At 61.4% G+C, this 22,785-nt stretch carries 24 protein-coding genes and 1 pseudogene; 12 read left to right on the top strand and 13 right to left on the bottom strand.

Annotation, left to right across the window (positions count from 1 at the left end):
• Window positions 1–13 precede the first annotated feature (13 nt).
• Both fmt and truA read left to right on the top strand, forming a co-directional pair.
• A complete protein-coding gene (fmt, locus tag E8Q41_RS01840; RefSeq protein WP_137153792.1) occupies window positions 14–949 on the top strand; it encodes a methionyl-tRNA formyltransferase in 936 nt (311 codons plus the stop codon).
• Window positions 949–1,743, top strand: a complete 795-nt coding sequence (gene truA, locus E8Q41_RS01845) for a tRNA pseudouridine(38-40) synthase TruA (RefSeq protein ID WP_137153793.1) — start codon at window positions 949–951, stop codon at window positions 1,741–1,743. Before fmt ends, truA begins: the two co-directional genes overlap by 1 nt.
• On the opposite strand, the gene E8Q41_RS01850 is transcribed toward truA, so the two are convergent.
• Entirely contained in the window at window positions 1,729–2,325 is a 597-nt protein-coding gene (locus tag E8Q41_RS01850) for a hypothetical protein (RefSeq protein ID WP_170976326.1), read from the bottom strand. The two genes, truA and E8Q41_RS01850, sit on opposite strands and share 15 nt — an antisense overlap.
• Complete coding sequence (dapE, locus tag E8Q41_RS01855; protein WP_137153795.1) at window positions 2,312–3,505, bottom strand: succinyl-diaminopimelate desuccinylase; 1,194 nt, start codon at window positions 3,503–3,505, stop codon at window positions 2,312–2,314. The genes E8Q41_RS01850 and dapE overlap by 14 nt, the downstream gene beginning before the upstream one ends.
• 111 nt (window positions 3,506–3,616) lie before the next feature.
• Here dapE and E8Q41_RS01860 point away from each other — a divergent pair, with 111 nt between their 5' ends.
• Window positions 3,617–3,871 (top strand): type II toxin-antitoxin system prevent-host-death family antitoxin, encoded by a 255-nt coding sequence (locus E8Q41_RS01860; RefSeq protein ID WP_137153796.1) that lies wholly within the window; start codon window positions 3,617–3,619, stop codon window positions 3,869–3,871.
• The gene (locus E8Q41_RS01865; RefSeq protein WP_137153797.1) at window positions 3,868–4,326 is read left to right on the top strand and encodes a type II toxin-antitoxin system VapC family toxin; all 459 of its coding nucleotides are present in this window, start codon (window positions 3,868–3,870) and stop codon (window positions 4,324–4,326) included. Before E8Q41_RS01860 ends, E8Q41_RS01865 begins: the two co-directional genes overlap by 4 nt.
• A 43-nt stretch (window positions 4,327–4,369) precedes the next feature.
• Here E8Q41_RS01865 and dapD read toward each other — a convergent pair whose 3' ends face one another.
• A complete protein-coding gene (gene dapD, locus E8Q41_RS01870; protein ID WP_137153798.1) occupies window positions 4,370–5,227 on the bottom strand; it encodes a 2,3,4,5-tetrahydropyridine-2,6-dicarboxylate N-succinyltransferase in 858 nt (285 codons plus the stop codon).
• Between the two features lie 86 nt (window positions 5,228–5,313).
• On the opposite strand from dapD, the gene E8Q41_RS01875 reads away from it, so the two are divergent.
• The gene (locus E8Q41_RS01875) at window positions 5,314–6,189 is read left to right on the top strand and encodes an LOG family protein (RefSeq protein WP_137153799.1); all 876 of its coding nucleotides are present in this window, start codon (window positions 5,314–5,316) and stop codon (window positions 6,187–6,189) included.
• Window positions 6,190–6,223: 34 nt separating this feature from the next.
• On the opposite strand, the gene E8Q41_RS01880 is transcribed toward E8Q41_RS01875, so the two are convergent.
• The 3 genes from E8Q41_RS01880 to chrA all read right to left on the bottom strand — a co-directional run bounded on the left by E8Q41_RS01880 (window position 6,224) and on the right by chrA (window position 9,006).
• Window positions 6,224–6,739 carry an EF-hand domain-containing protein gene (locus E8Q41_RS01880; RefSeq protein ID WP_170976327.1) on the bottom strand — a complete coding sequence of 172 codons (516 nt, stop codon included), beginning with the start codon at window positions 6,737–6,739 and terminating at the stop codon, window positions 6,224–6,226.
• Between the two features lie 145 nt (window positions 6,740–6,884).
• Complete coding sequence (locus E8Q41_RS01885) at window positions 6,885–7,586, bottom strand: pyrimidine 5'-nucleotidase (RefSeq protein ID WP_137153801.1); 702 nt, start codon at window positions 7,584–7,586, stop codon at window positions 6,885–6,887.
• A 55-nt stretch (window positions 7,587–7,641) separates the two neighbouring features.
• Window positions 7,642–9,006, bottom strand: a complete 1,365-nt coding sequence (chrA, locus tag E8Q41_RS01890; RefSeq protein WP_137153802.1) for a chromate efflux transporter — start codon at window positions 9,004–9,006, stop codon at window positions 7,642–7,644.
• A 166-nt stretch (window positions 9,007–9,172) separates the two neighbouring features.
• Between chrA and groES the strand changes: the two genes are divergently transcribed.
• Window positions 9,173–9,469: a co-chaperone GroES gene (groES, locus tag E8Q41_RS01895; protein ID WP_137153803.1), complete on the top strand. Its 297-nt coding sequence runs from the start codon at window positions 9,173–9,175 to the stop codon at window positions 9,467–9,469.
• A gap of 60 nt (window positions 9,470–9,529) precedes the next feature.
• Window positions 9,530–11,170 (top strand): chaperonin GroEL, encoded by a 1,641-nt coding sequence (gene groL, locus E8Q41_RS01900; RefSeq protein WP_137153804.1) that lies wholly within the window; start codon window positions 9,530–9,532, stop codon window positions 11,168–11,170.
• A gap of 231 nt (window positions 11,171–11,401) precedes the next feature.
• Here groL and E8Q41_RS01905 read toward each other — a convergent pair whose 3' ends face one another.
• Window positions 11,402–12,346 (bottom strand): nucleoside hydrolase, encoded by a 945-nt coding sequence (locus tag E8Q41_RS01905; RefSeq protein WP_137153805.1) that lies wholly within the window; start codon window positions 12,344–12,346, stop codon window positions 11,402–11,404.
• A 163-nt stretch (window positions 12,347–12,509) separates the two neighbouring features.
• On the opposite strand from E8Q41_RS01905, the gene E8Q41_RS01910 reads away from it, so the two are divergent.
• The 3 genes from E8Q41_RS01910 (at window position 12,510) to E8Q41_RS01920 (ending at window position 14,159) form a co-directional block, all read left to right on the top strand.
• Window positions 12,510–12,944: an Hsp20 family protein gene (locus E8Q41_RS01910; RefSeq protein WP_137153825.1), complete on the top strand. Its 435-nt coding sequence runs from the start codon at window positions 12,510–12,512 to the stop codon at window positions 12,942–12,944.
• Between the two features lie 52 nt (window positions 12,945–12,996).
• Complete coding sequence (locus E8Q41_RS01915; RefSeq protein WP_137153806.1) at window positions 12,997–13,254, top strand: DUF1150 family protein; 258 nt, start codon at window positions 12,997–12,999, stop codon at window positions 13,252–13,254.
• Window positions 13,255–13,349: 95 nt separating this feature from the next.
• Entirely contained in the window at window positions 13,350–14,159 is an 810-nt protein-coding gene (locus E8Q41_RS01920) for an alpha/beta hydrolase (RefSeq protein ID WP_137153807.1), read from the top strand.
• Window positions 14,160–14,162: 3 nt separating this feature from the next.
• Here the strand turns inward: E8Q41_RS01920 and trmB are convergent, their stop codons facing one another.
• The 4 genes from trmB to lnt all read right to left on the bottom strand — a co-directional run bounded on the left by trmB (window position 14,163) and on the right by lnt (window position 18,530).
• Entirely contained in the window at window positions 14,163–14,876 is a 714-nt protein-coding gene (gene trmB / locus E8Q41_RS01925; RefSeq protein WP_170976328.1) for a tRNA (guanosine(46)-N7)-methyltransferase TrmB, read from the bottom strand.
• Complete coding sequence (gene metK, locus E8Q41_RS01930; RefSeq protein ID WP_137153809.1) at window positions 14,873–16,114, bottom strand: methionine adenosyltransferase; 1,242 nt, start codon at window positions 16,112–16,114, stop codon at window positions 14,873–14,875. The genes trmB and metK overlap by 4 nt, the downstream gene beginning before the upstream one ends.
• A gap of 259 nt (window positions 16,115–16,373) precedes the next feature.
• Window positions 16,374–16,796, bottom strand: coding sequence for a helix-turn-helix domain-containing protein (locus E8Q41_RS01935; RefSeq protein ID WP_137153810.1), 423 nt, complete (start codon window positions 16,794–16,796; stop codon window positions 16,374–16,376).
• A 147-nt stretch (window positions 16,797–16,943) separates the two neighbouring features.
• Entirely contained in the window at window positions 16,944–18,530 is a 1,587-nt protein-coding gene (gene lnt, locus E8Q41_RS01940) for an apolipoprotein N-acyltransferase (RefSeq protein WP_137153811.1), read from the bottom strand.
• 191 nt (window positions 18,531–18,721) lie between these two features.
• Between lnt and E8Q41_RS01945 the strand changes: the two genes are divergently transcribed.
• A complete protein-coding gene (locus E8Q41_RS01945; protein ID WP_137153812.1) occupies window positions 18,722–20,146 on the top strand; it encodes a mannose-1-phosphate guanylyltransferase/mannose-6-phosphate isomerase in 1,425 nt (474 codons plus the stop codon).
• Between the two features lie 20 nt (window positions 20,147–20,166).
• Here the strand turns inward: E8Q41_RS01945 and E8Q41_RS01950 are convergent, their stop codons facing one another.
• Together E8Q41_RS01950 and E8Q41_RS01955 are read right to left on the bottom strand one after the other, a co-directional pair.
• Entirely contained in the window at window positions 20,167–20,880 is a 714-nt protein-coding gene (locus E8Q41_RS01950) for a DNA helicase (RefSeq protein ID WP_170976329.1), read from the bottom strand.
• Window positions 20,881–21,079: 199 nt separating this feature from the next.
• The gene (locus E8Q41_RS01955) at window positions 21,080–21,748 is read right to left on the bottom strand and encodes an SAM-dependent methyltransferase (RefSeq protein WP_137153814.1); all 669 of its coding nucleotides are present in this window, start codon (window positions 21,746–21,748) and stop codon (window positions 21,080–21,082) included.
• Between the two features lie 618 nt (window positions 21,749–22,366).
• On the opposite strand from E8Q41_RS01955, the pseudogene E8Q41_RS01960 reads away from it, so the two are divergent.
• Window positions 22,367–22,785, top strand: a pseudogene (locus E8Q41_RS01960) (transposase); the annotation flags it as partial.

A 22,785-nucleotide genomic window follows, 5' to 3' on the forward strand; every position in this document is an offset into this window, starting at 1 on the left:
CCGGAGATCCGCCATGCCGCTCAGAATCATTATCATGGGAACGCCCGATTTTTCCGCGCCCATCCTCAAAGCGCTGCACGCCGCCGGTCACGAGATCGTCGCCGTCTATTCCCAGCCGCCCCGGCCTGCCGGCCGTCGCGGGCTCGAACTGACGCCGTCTCCGGTCCATAAGGCGGCCAAGGAACTGGGCATCCCAGTGCGCACGCCGGTGAACTTCAAGGCGACCGAGGATGTCGAGGCGTTCAGGGCGCTCGGCGCAGATGTCGCCGTCGTCGTCGCCTATGGATTACTGCTGCCTGTGTCGATCCTCGAGGGAACCCGGCTCGGCTGCTATAACGGCCATGCCTCGCTTCTGCCGCGCTGGCGCGGCGCCGCGCCCATTCAGCGCGCGATCATGGCCGGCGACGAAAAGACCGGCATGATGGTGATGAAGATGGACAAGGGGCTCGACACCGGACCGGTGGCGATGACCCGCGAGATCGCCATTCCCGACGCCATGACTGCAGGCGAATTGCATGACGCGCTGTCGGAGATGGGCGCGGCGCTGATGGTCGAAGCCATGGCCGCGCTCGAGGCGGGAACGCTGACGCTGACGCCACAGCTGGAAGATGGCGTTCTCTACGCCGCCAAGATCAGCAAGGACGAGACGCGCATCGACTTCTCCAAGCCGGCGAGCGACGTCAACAATCACATTCGCGGCCTCGCGCCCTTTCCCGGCGCCTGGTTCGAGGCGGAGTTCGGCGGCAAAATCGAACGCGTCAAAGTGCTGCGCTCGGAGCGCGCTTCAGGAGCAGGGGAGCCGGGGACCGTGCTCGACGACCGGCTGACCATCGCCTGCGGCGATGGGGCGGTGCGTCTCTTGAAGCTGCAAAAGGCTGGCGGCAAGCCGCTCGATGCGCCCGACTTCTTGCGCGGACTTTCCGTCCCGGCCGGCGCGAGGATCGGCTGATGCCGCGCTACAAGATGATCGTCGAATATGACGGCGTGCCCTATGTCGGCTGGCAGCGCCAGGACAATGGCAAATCGGTGCAGGGCGCGATCGAAAAGGCCATCTTCGCGATGACCGGCGAAGAGGTGTCGCTACGCGCCGCCGGCCGCACCGATTCAGGCGTTCACGCCTTCGGCCAGGTCTGCCATGTCGATCTCAGCCGCGAGTGGAAGGCGGCGACGGTGGCCAATGCCGTCAACGCCCATCTCGCCATGGCGGAGGAGCGGGTCGCCATCCTCTCGGCGGAACTTGTTCCCGACACATTCGACGCGCGCTTTTCGGCCACCAAGCGCCATTATCTCTATCGCATCATCAACCGCATGGCGCCCTCGGCCATTGACGCAGAACGCGCCTGGCATGTGAAAAAGCCGCTCGATGCGGAGCGCATGCATGAGGCGGCGCAGGAATTCGTCGGCCATCACGATTTCACCACCTTCCGCTCCTCGCATTGTCAGGCGAAGAACCCGCGCCGGACGATCGAGCGGGTCGATGTCACGCGCAATGGCCATTATGTCGAGATCCGCGCCTCGGCGCAGAGCTTCCTGCACAATCAGATCCGCTCCTTCGCTGGCACGCTGAAAATGGTGGGCGAAGAAAAATGGAGCGCGCTCGACATCCGCGAGGCGCTGCTCGCACGGGATCGCGCCCGCTGTGGACCCGTGGCTCCGCCGCACGGACTGTTCTTCATGCAGGTCGACTACGGCGACCTGTCTACGCTTCTGACGCTGGATGATGACGAGTCAACCGAAGGATAGGCCGAGCGCGTCGATCGCATAATATTGGGTGAGCATCGAACCTGCTGCGATGGCGATCACGAAGGCCGTGGCCGGAAGCGCCTTGCGCTCCATCAGTTGCAGCATCACCATCACATGCGCATAGCCGGAGACGAGGTAGAGCACGAGCGCGATCGACGCCTGCACGTCGATATTCTCAGGCGCGACGACCATTGATGCGGATATGCCCATCAACATCCATTGCACCGGCACGCCCAGCCAATTGAGCAGAATGACGGCGGGTCGGAAGCGCGAAGCATAACCGCCGGCGCTCATCGCGGCGAAGAGGATAGCGTAAGGCGCGGTCCAGGACAGAAGGTCGAGAAACAGCAGGCCCGACCAGAAGCCGTTGCCGAGATGGGTGTTCTCCGGCATGCCCTGGAGATAGACGGCCCGTGTTCCCCAGAGATCGAGGAGAATGGGCGGCAGGCAATAGACGATCGCCCACCATGACCGCCAGAAACCGCGGTCACTCAGATCGAGCCACTGAAAGCCCTCGCTGCGGCCGCGGATCAGCAGCCACAGGCCATTCAGATAATAGAAGAGCTCCTCACGCCCCGGCATCTCTGAACCAGTCGGCGATGAACGTCTCATAGATCCGCGTCAGCGCTTCGAGTTCCGACACGCTCACGCGCTCGTCGACCATATGCATGGTCTGGCCGACCAGGCCGAACTCGACCACCGGGCAGTAATCCTTGATGAAGCGCGCGTCGGAGGTGCCGCCCGTCGTGGAAAGCTTCGGCGTGGCGCCCGTATGCCGCTCGATCGCGCGCGACAGCGTGCCGATCAGTCGTTCGTCGCGGGTGAGGAACACATGGCTCGGCCGCTCGGCCCAGACGAGATCGTAGCGCGCCGGCTCGCGGCCCGGCCGCAGCGCCGAGGATGCCGCGCCCTGATCCAGGCGCCGAATAATTTCGGACTTGACCGTGTCGGCCGTCCAGGCGTCGTTGAAGCGTATGTTGAAGGCGAAGCTCACTTTGGCGGGAATGACGTTGGTCGCCTTGTTGCCGGCGTCGATCGTCGTCACTTCCATGTTGGACGGCTGGAAATCATCGGTGCCGTGATCGAAGGGCGCCTCCATCAGTTCCGTCGCCATGGCGAGGGCGGCGCGAACCGGATTTTCCGCCAGATGCGGATAGGCGACATGGCCCTGCACGCCATGCACCGTGACCGAGCCGGAGACCGAGCCGCGGCGGCCGATCTTGATCATGTCGCCGAGATTGTCCGGATTGGTGGGTTCGCCCACCAGGCATGCGTCCCAACGCTCGCCGCGGGCATGCGCCCATTCCAGCAATTTCACCGTGCCGTTGACCGCGGGACCTTCCTCGTCGCCGGTGATCAGGAAGGAGATCGATCCCTGGGGACGGCCGTGCTTTTCGATATGCCGGGCGACGGCAGCCGCAAAACAGGCGACGCCGCCCTTCATGTCGACAGCGCCACGGCCGAACATAACGCCGTCATGGATTTCAGCGCCGAAGGGCGGATGGCTCCAGGCGGCTTCGTCACCCACCGGCACCACGTCGGTGTGGCCGGCGAACATCAAATGCGGGCCGGTCTCGCCCAATCGCGCATAGAGATTGTCGATATCGGGCGTTCCGGCCTCGCTCATCGTCATGCGCTCGACATTGAAGCCCAGCGGCGTCAGCAGAGACTCGATAAGCCTCAGCGCGCCGCCCTCGTCGGGCGTCACGGAGGGGCAGCGAATGAGCTTTTGAAGATTATCAATCGGATCGGTGACAGGCATGATGGTCCAGCGTTAGCCGATGATTGCGGCTCTGTCACGGGGAAAAGCGCAAGTGAATTGACACGCAAACGCACGCCCCGCATTCTGGTCTCTCTGATCGAGGAAATCCCTATGCGCACAGTTACGATCGCCGAAGTGCAAGCAGATCTTTCGGACCTGATCGACGAGGTGAGAGACGGCGAGATCGTGACGATTTCCCGTAGCGGGGAGCCGGTGGCCGCGCTCGTGCCTCTCGAGGCTTTGAAGGGCGTTGCGCCCAACAATTCGCCGCGACAAAACCTCATCGACTTTCTGGCCACGTTTCCTGGCGCCGAGTCGGAGTTGTTTGAGCGCAACCCATCGCGTGGTCGAAAGAGTGATCTGTGAACGGGTGGCTGCTCGACACCAACATCGTGTCCGAGTTTTATCCCGGCCGCCAGGGATTGGACCGCGCTATCCTGGATTGGCTGAAAGCGGAATGGTCTGAGGGCCGCGTCTACATTTCTGCCGTGACGATTCAGGAAATTGCTAAAGGCGCAGAAAAGCTCTCGAAGTCCAAGAGAGGCGATCCGGCGCGTGCCGAAAAATTGTGGCGCTGGCTTGAGAACTTGGTCGCTTTATACCGGGAAAGTATTCTTCCAATCGATCTTGTGGTCGCCCTTGACGCAGGACGTTTGGAGGGCGCTGTGATCGCTGACGGTCACAATCCTCAGTTCGCTGATGTGCTCATCGCCGCAACGGCAAGACATCATCGTCTCGTCGTTCTCAGCAGAAATCTGAGAGATTTCGAGCAACTCGGCATAAACTGCATTACGCCCGAAACTATCGTTCGCAGCCCGTAAAAAGGCGCCCGGAAGCGCCTTGATCTCTCGCATACGAATCGCCTCAGTCGCGCAGCAACTCGTTGATGCCGGTCTTGGAGCGGGTCTGCGCGTCGACGCGCTTGACGATGACGGCGCAATAGAGGTTCGGAGCAACAACGCCGTTCGGCATCAAGTTGCCGCTGCCCATCGAGCCGGCGACGACGACGGAGTAGGGCGGCACTTCGCCATAGGTGACTTCGCCGGTGGCGCGATCGACGATCTTGGTCGACTTGCCGATGAACACGCCCATGCCGAGCACCGAGCCTTCGCGCACGATGCAGCCTTCGACGACTTCAGAGCGGGCGCCGATGAAGCAATTGTCTTCGATGATGGTCGGGCCGGCCTGCATCGGCTCCAGCACGCCGCCGATGCCGACGCCGCCCGACAGATGCACATGCTTGCCGATCTGGGCGCAGGAGCCGACGGTGGCCCAGGTGTCGACCATCGTGCCTTCACCGACATAGGCGCCGAGATTGACGAAAGACGGCATCAGGATGGCGTTGGGGGCGATATAGGCCGAACGGCGGACGACGGCGTTCGGCACGGCGCGGAACCCGGCCTTCTCGAATTCGTTGGCGCTCCAGCCGTCGAACTTGGACGGCACCTTGTCCCACCAGGTGGAATCGCCTGGACCGCCCTTGATGATTTCCATGGCGTTGAGTCGGAAGGAGAGCAGAACCGCCTTCTTCAGCCATTGATGCACGGTCCATGCGCCGTCCTCGCCGCGGGTCGCGACGCGCACTTTCCCGGCGTCGAGCAGGTTCAGCGCGGTTTCGACGGCGTCGCGGATCTCGCCTCTGGTCGAAGTCGAAACGGAATCGCGATTGTCGAAGGCGGCGTCGATGGTCTTTTCGAGCGAGGCGAGGTCATGGACGGTCATGGGAATTCCTTAAGCTTTGAAGGATTATCCTGCCAGAATAACGAAAAACTGGGCCGGTTGCGGCTCTATAGCGGATGGAAATAAGCATGGCAAAGGGGAAAACCGACGAACTCAGGCGCAAGGACGGCGTGTGGGATCCCCTGCGCAGTAGCCGCAGCGACCTCAAGCGCGCCGAGCGCATTCCGGGAACCCCGCAATCCCTGTCGCCAGCCTATCGCCTAGCTTTCGCGGACAATGATTTTCTCTGCCGAGAGGAGTTGCGCCCGGTGCGGCTGCAACTCGAATTGCTGAAAGTCGAAATGCTGCTTACCGAATACGGCATCCGCTCGACCGTGGTGATGTTCGGCGGCGCGCGCATTCCCGCTCCCGGCCAACCGGCCTGGGCTGCCAAGAACGCCGGCCAGAAAGCCAATCTCGAAGCGGCGTCCGTCTTTTATGACGAAGCCCGCAAATTCGCCCGCCTGTGCTCGGAATGGTCGGCGGGACATGACTACAAGGAATATGTGGTGGTGACGGGCGGCGGTCCCGGCGTGATGGAAGCGGGCAATCGCGGCGCCGCCGATGTCGGCGCGCCTTCGATCGGGCTCAACGTGGTGCTGCCGCACGAACAGGCGCCGAACCCCTATGTCACGCCGGAACTTAGCTTCAATTTCCATTATTTCGCCATCCGCAAGATGCATTTCCTGATGCGGGCCAAGGCGATCACCGTCTTCCCCGGCGGCTTCGGCACGTTGGACGAATTGTTCGAAACGATCACATTGATGCAGACTGGCCGCATGGCGAAAGTGCCGTTGATCCTGTTCGGCGAACAGTTCTGGCGGAGGGTCGTAGATTTTGACGCGCTCGCGGAATTTGGCACGATCGCGCCCGAGGATGTCGACCTCATAAGCTTCGTCAACACCGCCGACGAGGCCTGCGCCATCATCAAGCGCTTCTATGAAAAGGAAAACGGCGCCTCCTGACGGAGACGCCGTGATGCCATCGGCTTGGAGCAGGTCAGCCCTGCTTCTTGGCCTTGGTCGCCAGGAATTCCTGAGCGGTGATGAAGCCGTCCTTGTTGGCGTCGCGGCGCTGGAACATGCGGTCGGCGACCCGGTCCAGTTCTTCCTTGGACAGCTTGCCGTCCTTGTTGGCGTCGATCTTGTCGAAATGCTTGATCACGCCATTCGGCAGTCGCGCGGGTGCGGCGAGGTTGGCATTGGGCTCGGCCTTAACCTTCTGGCGATAGGCCTTTAAAGCGTCCTTGCCGGCTTCGACTTCTTGTTTGGACAGGAAGCCGTCCTTGTTGGCGTCCACCACCGAAAGGGTAGTGTTCATGGCTGCTTCCATTTCTTGCTTGGAAACCTTGCCATCCTTGTTGGTGTCGAGGCGCTTGATCATATAGGCGACGCGCTGCTCGCGTTTGGCGGGATCCTTTGCGGTCGTGGAGGGCGTCGTGGCTGCAAAAGCGGCGCCGCTGGTGGCAGCGACGGCAAGCGCGAGGGTGGAGGCGATAAGTGTCTTGGCGTTCATGATATCAACCTTTCTCTGGTCGCGGCCGGGCGGGGGAGGAACCGGCCTTGTCATCGTCGCGCTGGACAGATCCGATCGCGACGTTGACCTCATGAATAGAGGAAGGGCGCTGAACGGGGCCTGAATGACCCGTTCAGCAAGTTGTTCACACGACGGCGCGCAGGAAATCGGCGAGATTGTCGGTGATGAAATCGATCGCGGGATCACGCTCGTCGGGGATTTCCCAGCGTTCGAGGTGATGGTCCTTGTTGAGGGGGACGATCAGAACCGTCTTCATGCCGAGAGCGCGCGGGATCTGGAGATTGCGAGGCAGATCCTCGAACATCGCGGCTTGGCGCGTTTCCACCCGGTGCAGGCTCGCGAATTTGTCGTAGGTCGAGCCCGCCGGCTTCGGCACGTAGTCCGCCGCGACGATGTCGAATATATCCTCGAAGTGGTGGAGTATGCCGAGTGCGCGTGCGGCTTCCTCGGCATGTTTGACCGTGCCGTTGGTGAGAATGAACTTGCGTCCGGGCAGCGCCTTGATCGCCTCGCTCAGCCCTTCGTCGACCGCGAGACCCGAATAATCGATGCGATGGGCCGCTTCCAGAAAGGCTGATGGCTCGAGGCCGTGGTGATGCATCAGCCCGCGCAGCGTGGTGCCATGTTCGTGATAATAGAGCTTCTGCAGCTTGCGCGCCTCGTCCACCTCGAGCCCGAGCAACTCAGCCACGAACGCGGTCATGTTACGGTCGATCTGCGCGAACAGATCGACGTGATGTGGATAGAGCGTGTTGTCGAGATCGAACACCCATTCCGTCACATGGGCGAAGTCGGCTTTCGAAGGCAGGGCGCGTTTGTCTGTCATGCCACGGGTTATGACAGGGATGGCGAAATTGGCAAGTCTGTTCGACGCCGCTTCGTCAGGTCGCTTGCCCGGCCAGCAAACCGGCCCCGGCCAGCAGCGCCAGCGTCTTGAACACGCCGAGCTTCAGCCGGAAGAGCGCGATCGCCGCCAGCGCCGTCAGCGCAAGCTGAACGATATCGACCGACGCCGGTTCGGGAAGGCTCATTCGGAAGGGGCCTTCCTCGAACTTGACGTGCCGGGCGAAAAGAACATGAGTCCCGAACCAGAGCGCGAGGTTGAAGATGACGCCGGTGACGGCCGCCGAAATCGCCGCCAGCGCGCCCGACAGGGCCTGGTTGGAGCGCAGCTTCTCGATCCAGGGCGCGCCGAGAAAGATCCAGAGGAAGCATGGCGTGAACGTGACCCAGGTGGTGAGCAGCGCCCCGAGCGCGCCGCCGAAAAGCGGCGACATATCGCCGGGCGCGCGAAAACCGGCGATAAAGCCGACGAAGCTCAGCACCAGGACCAGAGGCCCCGGCGTGGTTTCCGCAAGACCGAGACCGTCGAGCATCTCGCCCGGCTTCAGCCAATGATAATGATCGACCGCCTGCTGCGCGACATAGGAGAGCACGGCATAGGCGCCGCCAAAGGTGACGACAGCCATCTGCGAGAAGAACAGGCTGATGTCGAGATAGACGCTGGAGCCGAGGCCGTAGGCGACGAGAAGCGCGAATGGCGCAGCCCACAGCGCCGACCAGACGACCGCCGCCGCGATCGAACCGCGCCAGCTTGCCGGACGGCCCGGATGATCCGCGTCGATGACAGCCGGACGGTCTCTCGACGCTGTATGATGTGCGCCGCTGGTGAACAGTTCGGGCGCGAAGCGAAAGCCGGCATATCCGATCAGCGCCGCCGCCAGGATCACCAGCGGAAAGGGTGCGGCGAAGGCGAACAGGGCAATGAAGGCCGAAAGCGCGATTGCGCGCATGGCGTTGTTCTTGAGCGAGCGCTTGCCGACGCGGATCAGAGCTTCGATCACGATCACCAGCACAGCTGCCTTCAAGCCCATGAAGGCGCTGTCGAGCAGGCCGGTCTGGCCCCAGATAGCGTAGATAGCGGAGAGGCCGAGGATTACGAAAAATCCGGGCAGGATGAAGAGCAGGCCCGCGATCAGCCCACCGCGCCAGCCATGCAGCAGCCAGCCGATATAGGTGGCGAGCTGTTGGGCCTCGGGGCCCGGCAGCAGCATGCAGAAATTGAGCGCGTGCAGGAAGCGGCTCTCCGAGATCCATCGCCTGTCTTCGACGAGTTCCTTGTGCATCAGCGCGATCTGCCCGGCAGGGCCGCCGAAACTGAGGACGCCGATCTTCGCCCAGACGCGGGCGGCGTCGCCGAAGCTCGGATGAGGGGGGCGGATGGAGAGCTGTTCCAAATCGCTCATTCGGGTCCCGCGTTTACCTTATTGAAATTTTTTTCGTGCGGCCGATCCTTGACTCTCGGACGCCTCGACCCTAAATCCAGTGCCGCTAGCACTCCATAGGAGGGAGTGCTAACAACCTTTCCCCCGGGCCTGACCCGGTAATGTCATTTGATCGAGGAAACAGACAATGGCAAGCACCAATTTCCGCCCGCTTCACGACCGCGTCGTGGTTCGTCGCGTTGCATCCGAAGAAAAGACCAAGGGCGGCATCATCATCCCGGACACCGCCAAGGAAAAGCCGCAGGAAGGCGAAATCGTCGCCGTCGGCTCCGGCGTGCGCGATGACAAGGGCAATCTCGTTGCTCTCGACGTCAAGGCCGGCGACCGCGTTCTGTTCGGCAAGTGGTCGGGCACCGAAGTCAAGCTCGATGGCGAAGACCTTCTGATCATGAAGGAATCCGACATCATGGGCATCATCGGCTGATTGCCGGTTTCGTCAAATTCCAAGCAAACCAATGGGCAATGAGCCCGGGAGTTTTCCAAAATGGCTGCTAAAGAAATCAAGTTTGGCCGTACTGCGCGCGAAAAGATGCTGCGCGGCGTCGACATCCTCGCCGATGCGGTGAAGGTCACCCTCGGCCCGAAGGGTCGCAACGTCATCATCGACAAGTCCTTCGGCGCTCCGCGCATCACCAAGGACGGCGTCTCGGTCGCCAAGGAAATCGAACTTGAAGACAAGTTCGAGAACATGGGCGCACAGATGGTTCGCGAAGTCGCGTCCAAGACCAACGATATCGCTGGCGACGGCACGACCACCGCAACCGTTCTGGCCCAGGCCATCGTTCGCGAAGGCGCCAAGGCCGTTGCCGCCGGCATGAACCCGATGGACCTGAAGCGCGGCATCGATCTCGCCGTGTCGGAAGTCGTCAAGGACCTCCAGGCCAAGGCCAAGAAGATCTCGACGTCTGAAGAAGTCGCTCAGGTTGGCACGATCTCCGCCAACGGCGACAAGCAGGTCGGCGCTGATATCGCCGAAGCCATGCAGAAGGTCGGCAATGAAGGCGTCATCACGGTTGAAGAAGCCAAGACCGCCGAAACCGAACTCGAAGTCGTCGAAGGCATGCAGTTCGACCGCGGCTACCTCTCGCCCTACTTCGTGACCAACGCCGAAAAGATGGTCGCCGACCTCGACGACGCGTTCATCCTTCTGCACGAGAAGAAGCTCTCGAACCTCCAGGCCATGCTGCCGGTGCTCGAAGCCGTCGTTCAGACCGGCAAGCCGCTCCTCATCATCGCTGAAGACGTCGAAGGCGAAGCTCTCGCAACGCTCGTCGTCAACAAGCTCCGCGGCGGCCTCAAGATCGCTGCCGTCAAGGCTCCGGGCTTCGGCGATCGCCGCAAGGCCATGCTCGAAGACATCGCCATCCTGACGGGCGGCACCGTGATCTCCGAAGACCTCGGCATCAAGCTCGAAAACGTCACCCTCGACATGCTGGGCCGTTCCAAGAAGGTTTCGATCTCCAAGGAAAACACCACGATCGTCGACGGCGCCGGCGCCAAGTCCGACATCGAAGGCCGCGTCGCCCAGATCAAGGCCCAGATCGAAGAAACTACCTCTGACTACGACCGCGAAAAGCTGCAGGAACGTCTTGCCAAGCTCGCTGGCGGCGTTGCCGTGATCCGCGTCGGCGGCTCCACGGAAATCGAAGTCAAGGAACGCAAGGACCGCATCGACGACGCGCTCAACGCGACCCGCGCTGCCGTTCAGGAAGGCATCGTCCCCGGCGGTGGCACCGCACTGCTGCGTTCGTCCACGAAGATCACCGTCAAGGGCGTCAACGACGACCAGGAAGCCGGCATCAACATCGTTCGCCGCGCGCTGCAGTCGCTGGTTCGCCAGATCGCTGACAACGCTGGCGACGAAGCTTCCATCATCGTCGGCAAGATCCTCGAAAAGGACAACGACAACTTTGGCTACAACGCTCAGACGGGCGAATTCGGCGACATGATCTCCATGGGTATCGTGGACCCGGTCAAGGTTGTCCGCACCGCTCTGCAGAACGCAGCTTCGGTTGCTTCGCTGCTGATCACCACCGAAGCCATGATCGCCGAACTTCCGAAGAAGGAATCTGCCGGCGGCATGCCGGGCGGCATGGGCGGCATGGGCGGCATGGACATGATGTGATAGGCGACAGCCTATCACACAGGTCCATAAAGCCGCCCATCAACAAAGATGGTTCAGCGCGTCAAGCGCGCTGAACATGCGGCATGGACATGATGTGATAGGCCAATAGCCTATCACTCTGATCCACCGGTCAGAATTGGGGAGCGGCTCTCGGGCCGCTCCCTTTTGGTTTGTTGGCATAAAAAACGGCCCCAGTTTCCTGAGACCGCTTTGACTGACCTATTGATGCAATCAGAGACGTCCCACCCGCTCTGTCAGCAGGTCGAAAAACGCCTGGGCGTCGATGTCCTTCATCACCATCGCGTTCTTCTCGCGCTTGGTGACGCGCCACCAGTCGATGACGGTCATGCCCACAGTTAGCTCCGAGTCGAGCTCGATTTCGACATTGCAATGACGACCGGAAAAGATCTCCGGCTTGATGAGATAGGCGATCACGGTGGGATCATGCAGCGGGCCGCCGTCGGAGCCGTATTTCTCGACATCGAAACGCTCGAAAAAATCGAGCATTTCGGCGAGCGCCACACCGGCGCGGTTGCCGAGCGCGCGGATCTTTTCGACGCGGGCTTTGAGCGTCAGCACCTTGTGCGTCAGGTCGAGCGGCATCATGGTGACGGGAGCGCCCGACTTGAGAACAATGCTGGCGGCTTCGGGGTCGACATAGATGTTGAATTCGGCGGACGGGGTGATGTTGCCGACTTCGAAATAAGCGCCGCCCATCATCACCACTTCCTTGACCCTGGCGACGATGTCGGGCGCGCGCTGGAAGGCGGTGGCGACATTGGTCATCGGCCCGAGCGTGCAGAGCGTGACCGTCCCCGCCTCATGCGTCCTCAGCGTGTCGATGATGAAATCGACGCCGTTCACCGCCTGCAGCGGCATGGTCGGCTCGAAAAGCTCCGGGCCGTCGAGGCCGGTCGGGCCATGCACATATTCCGCGGTCACCGGCGGGCGCTTGAGCGGCCGGTCGCAGCCTGCGAAGACCTTCACGTCCGTGCGGCCGGAAAATTCGCAGACGATGCGGGCGTTGGTCTGCGTGCGCGACAGCGGCACATTGCCGGCCACCGTGGTGACGCCGAGCAGGTCGATCTCCTCGGGAGAGCCCAAAGCGAGCATGATGGCGGCCGCGTCGTCCTGGCCAGGGTCGGTGTCGATGATGATCTTTCGCGGATTGGCCATGTCGGCGCCGGTCCTCTTCTTATTGATTTCGCGGCGACTATTGCCTGCTGCCGCCGCAAGCGCAAGCGTCTTGCAAGTCCATCCGCAAGTCACCATATGTCGTCTTGCCGGACGCTTGAACGAGGCCCGGCGATTGTCGCTTGCAGCCAAGGACATGAACGGAATGAACACGCGTATTGCCCCTTTCGCCAGCCCGCTTCTTCTGGGCTTCGACGCCATGGAAAAGACGCTCGAACGTCTCGCCAAGAACAATGACGGCTATCCCCCGTACAATATCGAACGTCTGAAGGCCAACGCCGCCGCCGGCGAGCCCGAACGCCTGCGGATCACGCTGGCCGTGGCCGGGTTCGGCGAGGACGATCTCGATGTGACCACCGAAGAGAACCAGCTGATCATCCGCGGCCGCCAGGCCGAGCAGGGTGAGCGCGAGTTTCTTTATCGCGGCATCGCCTCGCGGCAGTTTCAGCGCTGCTTCATGCTGGCCGACGGAATGCAGGTCATCGGCGCTAGCCTCAAGAACGGACTGCTCTCCGTCGACCTCATTCGTCCGGAACCCGAAAAGCTTGTGCGAAAAATTAACATCTCTGTTTCAGAATGATGGTTGGACGGGATTGGCCCCGCGTCTTCCGAAGCATGAAGGAGGCAATAGAATGGCCGCAAGACCCACACTGGATCGCTTGACACGTAGCGAGTTCGCGCATCTCGGCGCTGGAAAGCTCGGCTATATCCGCAAGATGCGTTCAGAAGACGTGTCGCGTGTTTTTCCCGAAGCCCCGAACCTCAATCCAGGTCTCGACCTCTGGGCGCTGTTCGGCGCCGACGGCACGCCGATTCTTCTCACCGACAATCGCTCTTCGACCTTCTTTAAGGCCGCCGAGGATGATTTGCAGACGGTAAGTCTACACTAGCTTATATTCCGCAATCCGGCTGCTCTTGCCGGATTGCGGCGTCTCGCCTAACGTCACGAGCAAGCGCGCTCTTCGCGCGGGCGGGGAGGGCGGGAATGTACAGGCAGGACGATCAGCTGATTGATTTCGAGCGTGACGGCCTGGCTGTTGCGCGGACGCCCGAAAAGACCGGCGTCACCGCAGTCGACGGCGCCCGGATATGGTGGGCGCTTCATGGTGAACGCGGCCCCTGCGCCTTCCTGCTCCACGGCGGTCTCGGGCATAGCGGCAATTGGGCCAATCAGATTGAGCCACTCCTTGAAGCCGGCTACCGGCTCCTGCTGATCGATACGCGTGGTCATGGCCGCAGCACTCGCGACGGACGACCCTTCAGTTATCGGCTGCTCGGCCAGGATGTGATCGCGGTTTGCGACGAACTGGAGGTCGAACGCTTCGCCGTCATCGGCTGGAGCGACGGAGCCTGCACCGGGCTCGAGCTTTGCCGCAGCCATCCCGGTCGCGTCGCCGGCCTGTTCTTCTTTGCCTGCAATGTCGATCCCTTCGGCGTCATGCCGTTCAAGCTGACGCCCGTGATCGAACGCTGCCTCTCGAGAAACCGCAACGACTATGCGCTCTTGTCGGAAACGCCCGAGGCTTTTCAGGAGTTCGCCGATGCGGTGTCGCTGATGCAGCGCAACGAACCCAACCTGTCGGCGCAGGACCTTGAAACGATCCGGACCCCGGTTGCCGTCGCGCAGGCGGAATTTGACGAATTCATCGCGCCGGAACATGCCGAATACCTCGCCCATGCCCTGCCGAATGGCAGACTGGCCCGTCTGCCGGGCGTCAGCCATTTTGCGCCGATCCAGCGGCCGCATGTGTTCAATGCGGCCGCCCTGGCGTTTCTCAAGAGTTTGAAATTCTGAAAATCAGAGCCGGCGGAAGGTGAGATAGGCCGAAGAGCGGCCTTCGCGCCGGGCTTTCGCCTCGTAGCGTGTGCCGGGCCAGTTGGTGAATGGCGTCAGCCAGTCGCTGGCGTTCCGCGCCGACCATTCGAAACCGGGATGCCGGTCGAAATGCTCAAGCGTCCAGTTCACATAAGTGTCGATGTCGGACGCGAAACAGAACTGCCCGCCCGGCTTTATGACGCGGTGGAACCGTTCGACATTGACATCGGACACGAAGCGCCGCTTCCAGTGACGCTTCTTCGGCCAGGGATCGGGATAGAGCAGATCCATCTGGTCGATGGAGGCTGACGGCAGCCAGTCGAGCACCAGCGTGGCGTCGTCGTCGAAAAGGCGGATGTTGCGGATGCCCTGCTCTTCGACGCGGGCCAGCAACTTCGCCATGGAATTGACGAAGGGCTCGACGCCGATGAAGCCGGTCTCCGGGTTCTCCAGCGCCCGGTGAATGAGATGCTCGCCGCCGCCGAAGCCGCTTTCGAGCCTGATCCGCTCGACGGGCGTGGGAAACAGCGTTGCGAGAGACACCGGAGCGGGCTTGGAAAGATCCAGCTTCAGCGCCGACAACGCCTCGTCCATCAGGCGAACCTGATTGACCCTGAGCGCCTTGCCCTTGCGTCGACCGAAAAAGGCTTCGGTCGATCGCGAAGGGCGCTCAGCCTGATCGTCGGACGCGCTCACGAAGCCAATGCTTCCTTGATGGGCTTGACGAGATCGAGCTTCTCCCAGGAGAAGGAGCCGTCACGACCGGCCTTGCGACCGAAATGGCCGTAGGACGACGTCTTGGCGTAGATCGGCTTGTTGAGGTTGAGATGGCGGCGGATGCCGGTGGGCGAGAGATCGATCACCTTGCGGATCGCGGCCTCGACCTGGTCTTCGGTCACCTTCTTGCCGGTGCCGTGCAGATCGACATAGATCGACAGCGGCTGGGCAACGCCGATGGCGTAGGAAAGCTGGATCGTGCAGCGATCGGCAAGACCGGCGGCCACGACATTCTTGGCGAGATAACGCGCCACATAGGCGGCGGAACGGTCGACCTTGGTCGTGTCCTTGCCCGAAAACGCGCCGCCGCCATGCGGCGCTGCGCCGCCATAGGTGTCGACGATGATCTTGCGGCCCGTCAGGCCGGCGTCGCCGTCAGGACCGCCGATCACGAATTTGCCGGTGGGATTGATGTACCAGGCGCAGTCCTCTGCGATCGGCAGGTCGCCGAGCGCCTGACGGATAAAGGGCTCAACGACGCTGCGAACTTTCTGGGAATCCCAGGAGGCGTCGAGATGCTGGGTGGACAACACGATGGAGGTCGCCTCGGCGGGCTTGCCGTCGACATAGCGCACCGTCACCTGGCTCTTCGCATCCGGGCCGAGCTTGCCGGCGTCGCCTTCGCCCTTGCGGCGGGCTTCCGACAGGAGCTGCAGGATGCGGTGGGAGTAATAGATCGGCGCCGGCATGAGATCCGGCGTTTCGGTGCAGGCATAGCCGAACATGATGCCCTGGTCGCCTGCGCCTTCTTCGCCTTGCTTGTCGGAGGCGTTGTCGACGCCTTGGGCGATGTCTGCGGACTGCGAATGCAGCAACACGTCGATCTTGGCGGTCTTCCAGTGGAAGCCGTCCTGCTCATAGCCGATGTCGCGGATGGCCTTGCGCGCCGCGGCCTTGAACTTGGACGGGTTGATCTGGTTGACGCCGTTCTTGTCCTTCTTCATCAGGCTCGGGGGCAGGCGCACTTCCCCGGCAATCACCACGCGATTGGTGGTGGCGAGCGTCTCGCAGGCGATCCGGACCGACCAGGGGTCGATGCCGCTCTTGATGGCTTCACGATAGACGAGATCGACAATTTCGTCGGAAATTCGGTCGCAGACCTTGTCTGGATGACCTTCAGATACCGACTCGCTGGTGAACAGATAGCTGGAGCGCATGCGGGATTCCCCTCAATGAAAGACCGAAGCATGTGTAGTCACTCGCCTGTGGAAAAACAAGCGTAGAAGGACATAAATATATCTTTATATGAACCTCTTTCCGCTTCGTTAACGGATTTGCGTATACGCGCTAATTCCCTGCGTCGCGGAGCGAAACAGGGCGGACAGTTCAGCAATTACGAGAGGTTTTGAGTAAGGGGCCGCGGGCACGCGGCCGGATGCGGGCTCCCCTATGGAAACCCGCAATCCAGATGCGGCATTATTCGGTTTCCGCCTCAGCGGCGAGAGCCTTGACGAGGTCGACGAGCTTGCGGCGAACCTTCTGGTCGGTGATCTTCACGAAAGCGCGGTTGAGCTGCAGTCCTTCGGAGGACGACAGGAAATCGACCACATAATTGGAGCTCGACGCTTCTGCGAGGCCGGACGGCGTATTGGCCGGATTTCCATCGGGAGCATCTTCGAAGAAGAAGGACACCGGCACGTTCAGAATGCCCGAAATCGCCTGCAAACGGCTGGCGCCGACGCGGTTCGTGCCCTTCTCGTATTTCTGGATCTGCTGGAAGGTGATGCCGAGGCTCTCGCCCAGCTTCTCCTGGCTCATACCCAGCATGGTGCGGCGAAGGCGAATCCGGCTGCCCACATGGATGTCGATCGGATTCGGTTTCTTCTTGTTTTCTATCATTTTTTGTTTCCGGTGATGTGTGCCCTGCAGTTCTGCCGCCAATACGGGAGGATTCGCAAACCGAACGTTGCATGTCGTTAATCGATAACGTGTTCTGGCATTTTGCTGAACTCGTCGATTACACTATGCCTTTCTAGGGGTTTTTGGTCAATTGCGTTCGAAAACAAAACCCATGCGAGCAAGCAATACAATCAAAAAACTAGATAACAGCAGCAACCCGAAGAGGAGTGTGCGGTAGGCTTTTGGCACAATTGTGTCGATCTTGGTCGGAATGGTTGTATCGATGAAACCTTTTGCGCCAAATGCAAGTCCTGCGGTCACCCTTCCGCGCGGATCGATCACCGCAGAAATGCCGCTGTTGGCGTCGCGGATCACCGGTAGCCCTGTTTCCACCGCCGTCAGGCGCGCCTGGAGAAAGTGCTGCCAGGGACCGGGACTGACGCCGAACCATTCGTCATTGGTAATGTTAAGGATCACATCGGGCGCGTCGGAGCCATCGGTCTCGATCTCGTCGGGGAAGATGATTTCATAACAGATCAACGGCAGCAGCCTGAAGCCATCCGGAAGCGTCAGCATGCCGCGCTGAACGGCGGAGGAAAAGCCCCCAGGCATGGCGGCCACCGCCTGCAGGTTGAGCTTGCGGAAGAAGTCCTCGAAAGGCAGAAACTCGCCGAACGGCACGAGATGCACCTTGTCGGCGGCGCCGATGATCTGTCCCTGGGAATCGATCATGTAGATCGAATTGTAGTAGCGCTCTTCGGCGCCGCCGCCTTCCACCCGCACCGCGCCGGCAAACAGGGTCTGCCCGTCCTCGAGCGCGTCGGAGATCAGCGACAGCGCATCCGGGCTGCGCGTCAAGATGAAGGGAACCGAGGTTTCCGGCCAGACGATCAGCCGCGGCGGTTTTCCGCCATCGACAGGCGGCGCCTTGGTGAGATCGAGATGCGCTTGGAAGACGGCGGCGCGTTGAGCGTCGTCCAGCTTGTCGGCCTGCGAAATGGCGGGCTGGACGAGCCGGACGATGCGGTCGGTCTGCGCCGGTTGCGGGGCGACATAGAGAGCATAGCCGCCATATCCGAGATGAGCGATGAAGAGAAGCGTCGCAAGGCTGAGACCTGTGGCGCGACCGCGGGTCGAGGCGAACAGAGCCGGGGCTGCGAAGATGAAGACTGCGACGATGTTCATCGTGGCGCTGCCGACCACGGCGAGACTTTGCATCATCAGCGGGAAGGGCATCAAGCCCTGGCCGACCGCATTCCAGGGAAAGCCGGTGAACACCATCCCGCGCAGCCATTCGGCAAGGCCGAAACTTGCGGCGAGCGCGAGGATGCGCAGGAAGCCGTCCGTCCAGAGCATCCGCGCGAGAGCTGCGGCCAGACCATAATAGATCGCGAGATAGGCAGGCAGCCCGACCGCCGCCAGCGGCACCGCCCAGGCGAATTCATCGGCGTCGACAAGCAGCGCATTGGCGGTCCACCACAGGCTGGCGACGAAATAGCCGAGGCCGAAACTCCAGCCGATCAGGAAGGACGGCCAACGGCGGAGAATGACGCCGCGATCGGGATTGCCCGAGGCGCCGTCTATCAGCCAGACCAGCAGCGAGAAGGACACGAAGCCGGCTGGAAACAGGCCGAAAGGCGGCAGCGCCAGCGCCGAAAAGGCGCCGGCTGCGACCGCGATCGCAAGACGCCTCCAGCCGGCGCTCAACATGACCATCGCCGCGATGCGCTCCATGCTCGTCTTCCCTCGTGATGCGAATCAATTGTCGGAGTTTTGCAGCATTCACCACAATTTGTCCTGTTTCGCCGAGATGCTTGTTTCCCTGCGGAAGAATATGCCAATGAAGATTGGAAACGTGATTGGGCCGACTGCTGGCATGCACGCGCGCCGCGGCGGTTCTGACCCTTATTTGGAGCATTTCGAACATGTCTCAGGATCTCATCGTCCCGGTTATTCTGGCAGGCGGCAAGGGCACGCGTCTCTGGCCGATGTCGCGTTCGGCGCGGCCCAAGCAGTTTCTGGCGCTGACCGGAGACGACAGCCTGTTCCAACTGACGCTGAAGCGGCTCAAGGATCCCAAGCGGTACGGCAAGCCGATCGTCGTGACCAATTCCGAATATCGCTTCCTCGTCGCCGAGCAGGCGCTCGAGGCGGGCGTCGAACTGGAGGCGGTCATTCTTGAGCCGACCGCCCGCAACACCGCGCCGGCGATCGCGGCCGCCACCTTGATCGCCGCCAAGAACGGCCCGCGGCTGGTGCATGTGCTGGCCTCCGACCACAATATCCGCGTCGACGACGCCTATGTGACGGCGATCGACACCGCTACCGCTGCGGCGCGCGCGGGACGGCTGGCCACCTTCGGCATTACGCCGACCTCCCCGGCCACCGGCTTCGGCTATATCGAAGCGGGCGCCAAGGAAGCCTCCGGTGCCCATGTCGTGCAGCGCTTCGTGGAAAAGCCGAATGAAGAGCGCGCCAAGGAAATGCTGGCGACCGGAAACTATTACTGGAACTCCGGCATGTTCCTGTTCAACTCGGACGTCTTCCTCGGCGAATGCGCGGCCTTTGCGCCTGATGTCCTCGCCGCCGCCAAGGCTTCCGTCGACAATGCCCGCGTCGACCTCGATTTCGTCCGTCTCGGCGAAGCCGATTTCGCCAAGTCGCCCGACATTTCCGTCGACTATGCGATCTTCGAACACACCAAGCTCGCCTCCGTCGCGCCCTCGCCGATCCAGTGGTCCGATCTCGGGGCCTGGGACGCGGTGTGGAAGGAAAGCGAATGCGACGCCGACGGCAATGTCGCCCGCGGACCCGTCAATCTCTACAACACCAAGAACTCTTTCGTTTTCTCCGAAAGCGCCCATGTCGCGGTCAATGGCGTCGAGGACGCCGTGGTGCTGGTGTCGGAAGACGCCGTCTATGTCGGCAAGCTCACCGACGCGCAGGATGTCGGCAAGGTCGTCAAGGATCTCATGAAGAACCCGGCGACCGCCAAGCTGACCGAAGAACACCGCACCAGCTACCGCCCCTGGGGCGGCTACACCTCCGTGCTGATGGGCGAGCGCTTCCAGGTCAAGCGCATCTTCGTCAAGCCCGGCAAGCAGTTGTCGCTGCAGAAGCATCACCACCGCTCCGAACATTGGATCGTGGTGCGCGGCACCGCCGAAGTTCAAATCGGCGAGACAAAACAGATGCTGCGCGAAAACGAGTCGATCTACATCCCGCAGGGCGAGTTGCACCGTCTCTCCAATCCCGGCAAGATCCTGCTCGAACTGGTGGAAGTGCAGACCGGCTCCTATCTCGGCGAGGACGACATCGTTCGCATCGAGGACACCTTCGGGCGGGCCTGAGACCCACCCTGATCGACGGTTCAGCTTGCGCTCGGTAGTGTGACGAGGCTGGTTTTCCCCTCGTGCAGGAAGCAGGCCTTGTCGAACAGTCCTGCCCCCAGCGCGTCCAGCCGCCGGACGTCGGAATAATCGGGGATTGATTTCCCCGAGAGTTCGAACCGCCTGTCGATCTGCGACAGGAAGGCGATCCGAATCCGTTTGTCGCGCGCCAGACTGCGGAGATGGCTGACTTGGTCCCTCAGCGGCGGCGATGTCCTGTTCTGGTCGAGAAGTTGCAGATAATCGACAACGGCGACGTCGCCCGGCTGGGCGAAGCGGAGCCGCGACATGATGTGATCGGCGTCGAGCCCGTCAGTCGGATCGATCTGCAGCCGTTTGGACCGGGCCGCCTCGCCGCGTTGAAGCCGCTCCAGTCGGTTCCTGAGCGCGGGCTCCGTCTCCTCCAGAGAGAATATCGACGCACGATGACCTATCTTTACCGCATCCGCCGCCAGACCGAGGCCGAACAGCGTCTTGCCATGGCCGGGTCGGGCGCCGATCAGCAACAGCTCGCCGGGTTCTACGAATAGATTGGGGTCGGGGTCGATTGCGCGGCCAAGTTTGGCGGATAGATGGCTCCAGGCCTGATAGCCTTGGCGCCGGGCGATTGCATCCAGCGCCTTGTGGAGCGGCAGATCTTTGTCGCGCGCCAGCCGCCGGGCCTGACGCTTGAGCAGGAAAATAGGAACAGTCATCGGAACCTCGCACAGCGAGCTGATCCGCAATCCCTCCTTATGCAGCGCTCGCGAATGTCCCATGACAAAGCGCCCGGCATGATCATGCTTCCCCTGCGGAGGGAGGGAGGCGCGGGCTGCGCCTGCCTCTTGCTTAAGCGATTCTTGCCGGGACCACCAGCACCCCGCAGGGCTGTCGCATGCGAAGCAAAGTCGCGGGTCAGCCCTTCTTGATGATGAAGCTCCAATACCGATCGGGACCGGCCGCCAGATTGAACCCGATCTCGCGGACCCGGACGGACGAATAGCCGACGCGACGGATCAATTCGAGCCACATCGAGCGACCGAGCACGGAATAGTGATTGGGGTTCTTCTGGTGGTTCGCCGCTGTATCGGGCGCCGGCACTTCCATATAGAGGATCCCTCCCGGCTTCAACACGCGGTAGGTTTCGGCCAGGGAGAAATAGGGGAAGATGCTGTGCTCCAACACATGCCGTGACCAGACGAGATCGAAAGTCTCGTCCTCGAAATCCAAAAAGGACAGGTCCATCTCGATGACGTTGTAGCCCTTCTCGCAGCATATGCGTACATCCTCGCCGATGGCGATGCCGACGGCGTCGAGCTTGTCGGCGGCGAAATGCTTGAGCGCAACGCCCTGGCCGCAACCGATATCCAGCACTTTGGCCCCTTCTGGCAACGGGAATTCGGCCTTCAGGGCGTTGTAGGCCGAGGACGTGATGGAATCGTGCAGGTCGGTCGCAGTCTCCGGATAGACATCCTTCCATAGACCTTTCAGGAATTTGTCGAACCGAGCATATTTCGCTTCCAGCGAAGAGATTTCCGGCTGGATCTCGGATGTGATGCGTTTTTGCTTTGCCTGCGCGGCCATTTGGAGATTCCCCTCTGAGGCAGTCTTCCTGCCGACTGCTGAAGGCAAAAGTAAACAGATATGGTAAACGAGAGTTTAAATTAGCTATGCAAGTCGTTAATGGGTTTTCTAATTAACCCACCGCTCTCGGCGTCGGAACCAGACTGTTTGTCGGAGAGAGTGCTCCTGTTTTCTGCCGAACTCCAGAAACAGACAGTCCGCTTCCGGCCCCGTCCAGAAATCACTTCCGCGTTGCGCCATCGTTTCGGTCGTTCGCATCACCCGATGAAATTCCTGAAAGCGCCCTGTACGATTCGCCGACGTTGCCACGTCCGGAACGATCCCCATGATTCTGATAGGAACGGTCGCCAGACTCTGCCGAAGTCAGGCGATGTGGGGGCATGACCTTTGGAGCTGCCTGTGCTGCCCCAGCGAAAGCGACGATGCCGAACGTCGAGACGCCGCCAGCCAGGAAGCGTCGGCGATCGGGCTTCATTGCAGATATTCTTTCCCCCGCGACGGAGATGCGGCGGCATCTTCTCAATAGACGTGTCCGACATCAGCGCCCATGAGACAGAACTGGCTTAATTGAGAAGAGAGGATTTTCGGCTCATCGTAGCTCACTCAAAGGAAGCGAAGATGAGACAAAAATCCGGGCCACAGACATCGGCGGCAGAGAAGACGATCAAAGACATCCGCCGCGCCACGCGCAAACATCATTCGGCCGAGGACAAAATCCGTGTCGTCCTGGAAGGCCTGCGTGGCGAAGACAGCATCGCGGCGATCTGCCGCCGTGAAGGGATCGCCGAGAGCCTGTATTATAGCTGGTCGAAGGAATTCCTCGAAGCGGGCAAGAAGCGGCTTGCCGGCGACACTGCCCGTTCGGCAACGAGTGACGAAGTGAAGGCGCTGCGTAAGGAGAGCCGTGACCTGAAGGAGGCGCTGGCCGACCTCACCCTGGAGAACCGCCTGCTCAAAAAAAGCATGATCGGGCATGGGGGCGACGAGGAATGAGATATCCCGCCACCGAAAAGCTTGAGATCATCCGGATCGTCGAG

The organism is Rhizobium sp. FKL33 (genome assembly GCF_005222915.1).
Lineage (GTDB): Bacteria > Pseudomonadota > Alphaproteobacteria > Rhizobiales > Rhizobiaceae > Rhizobium_E.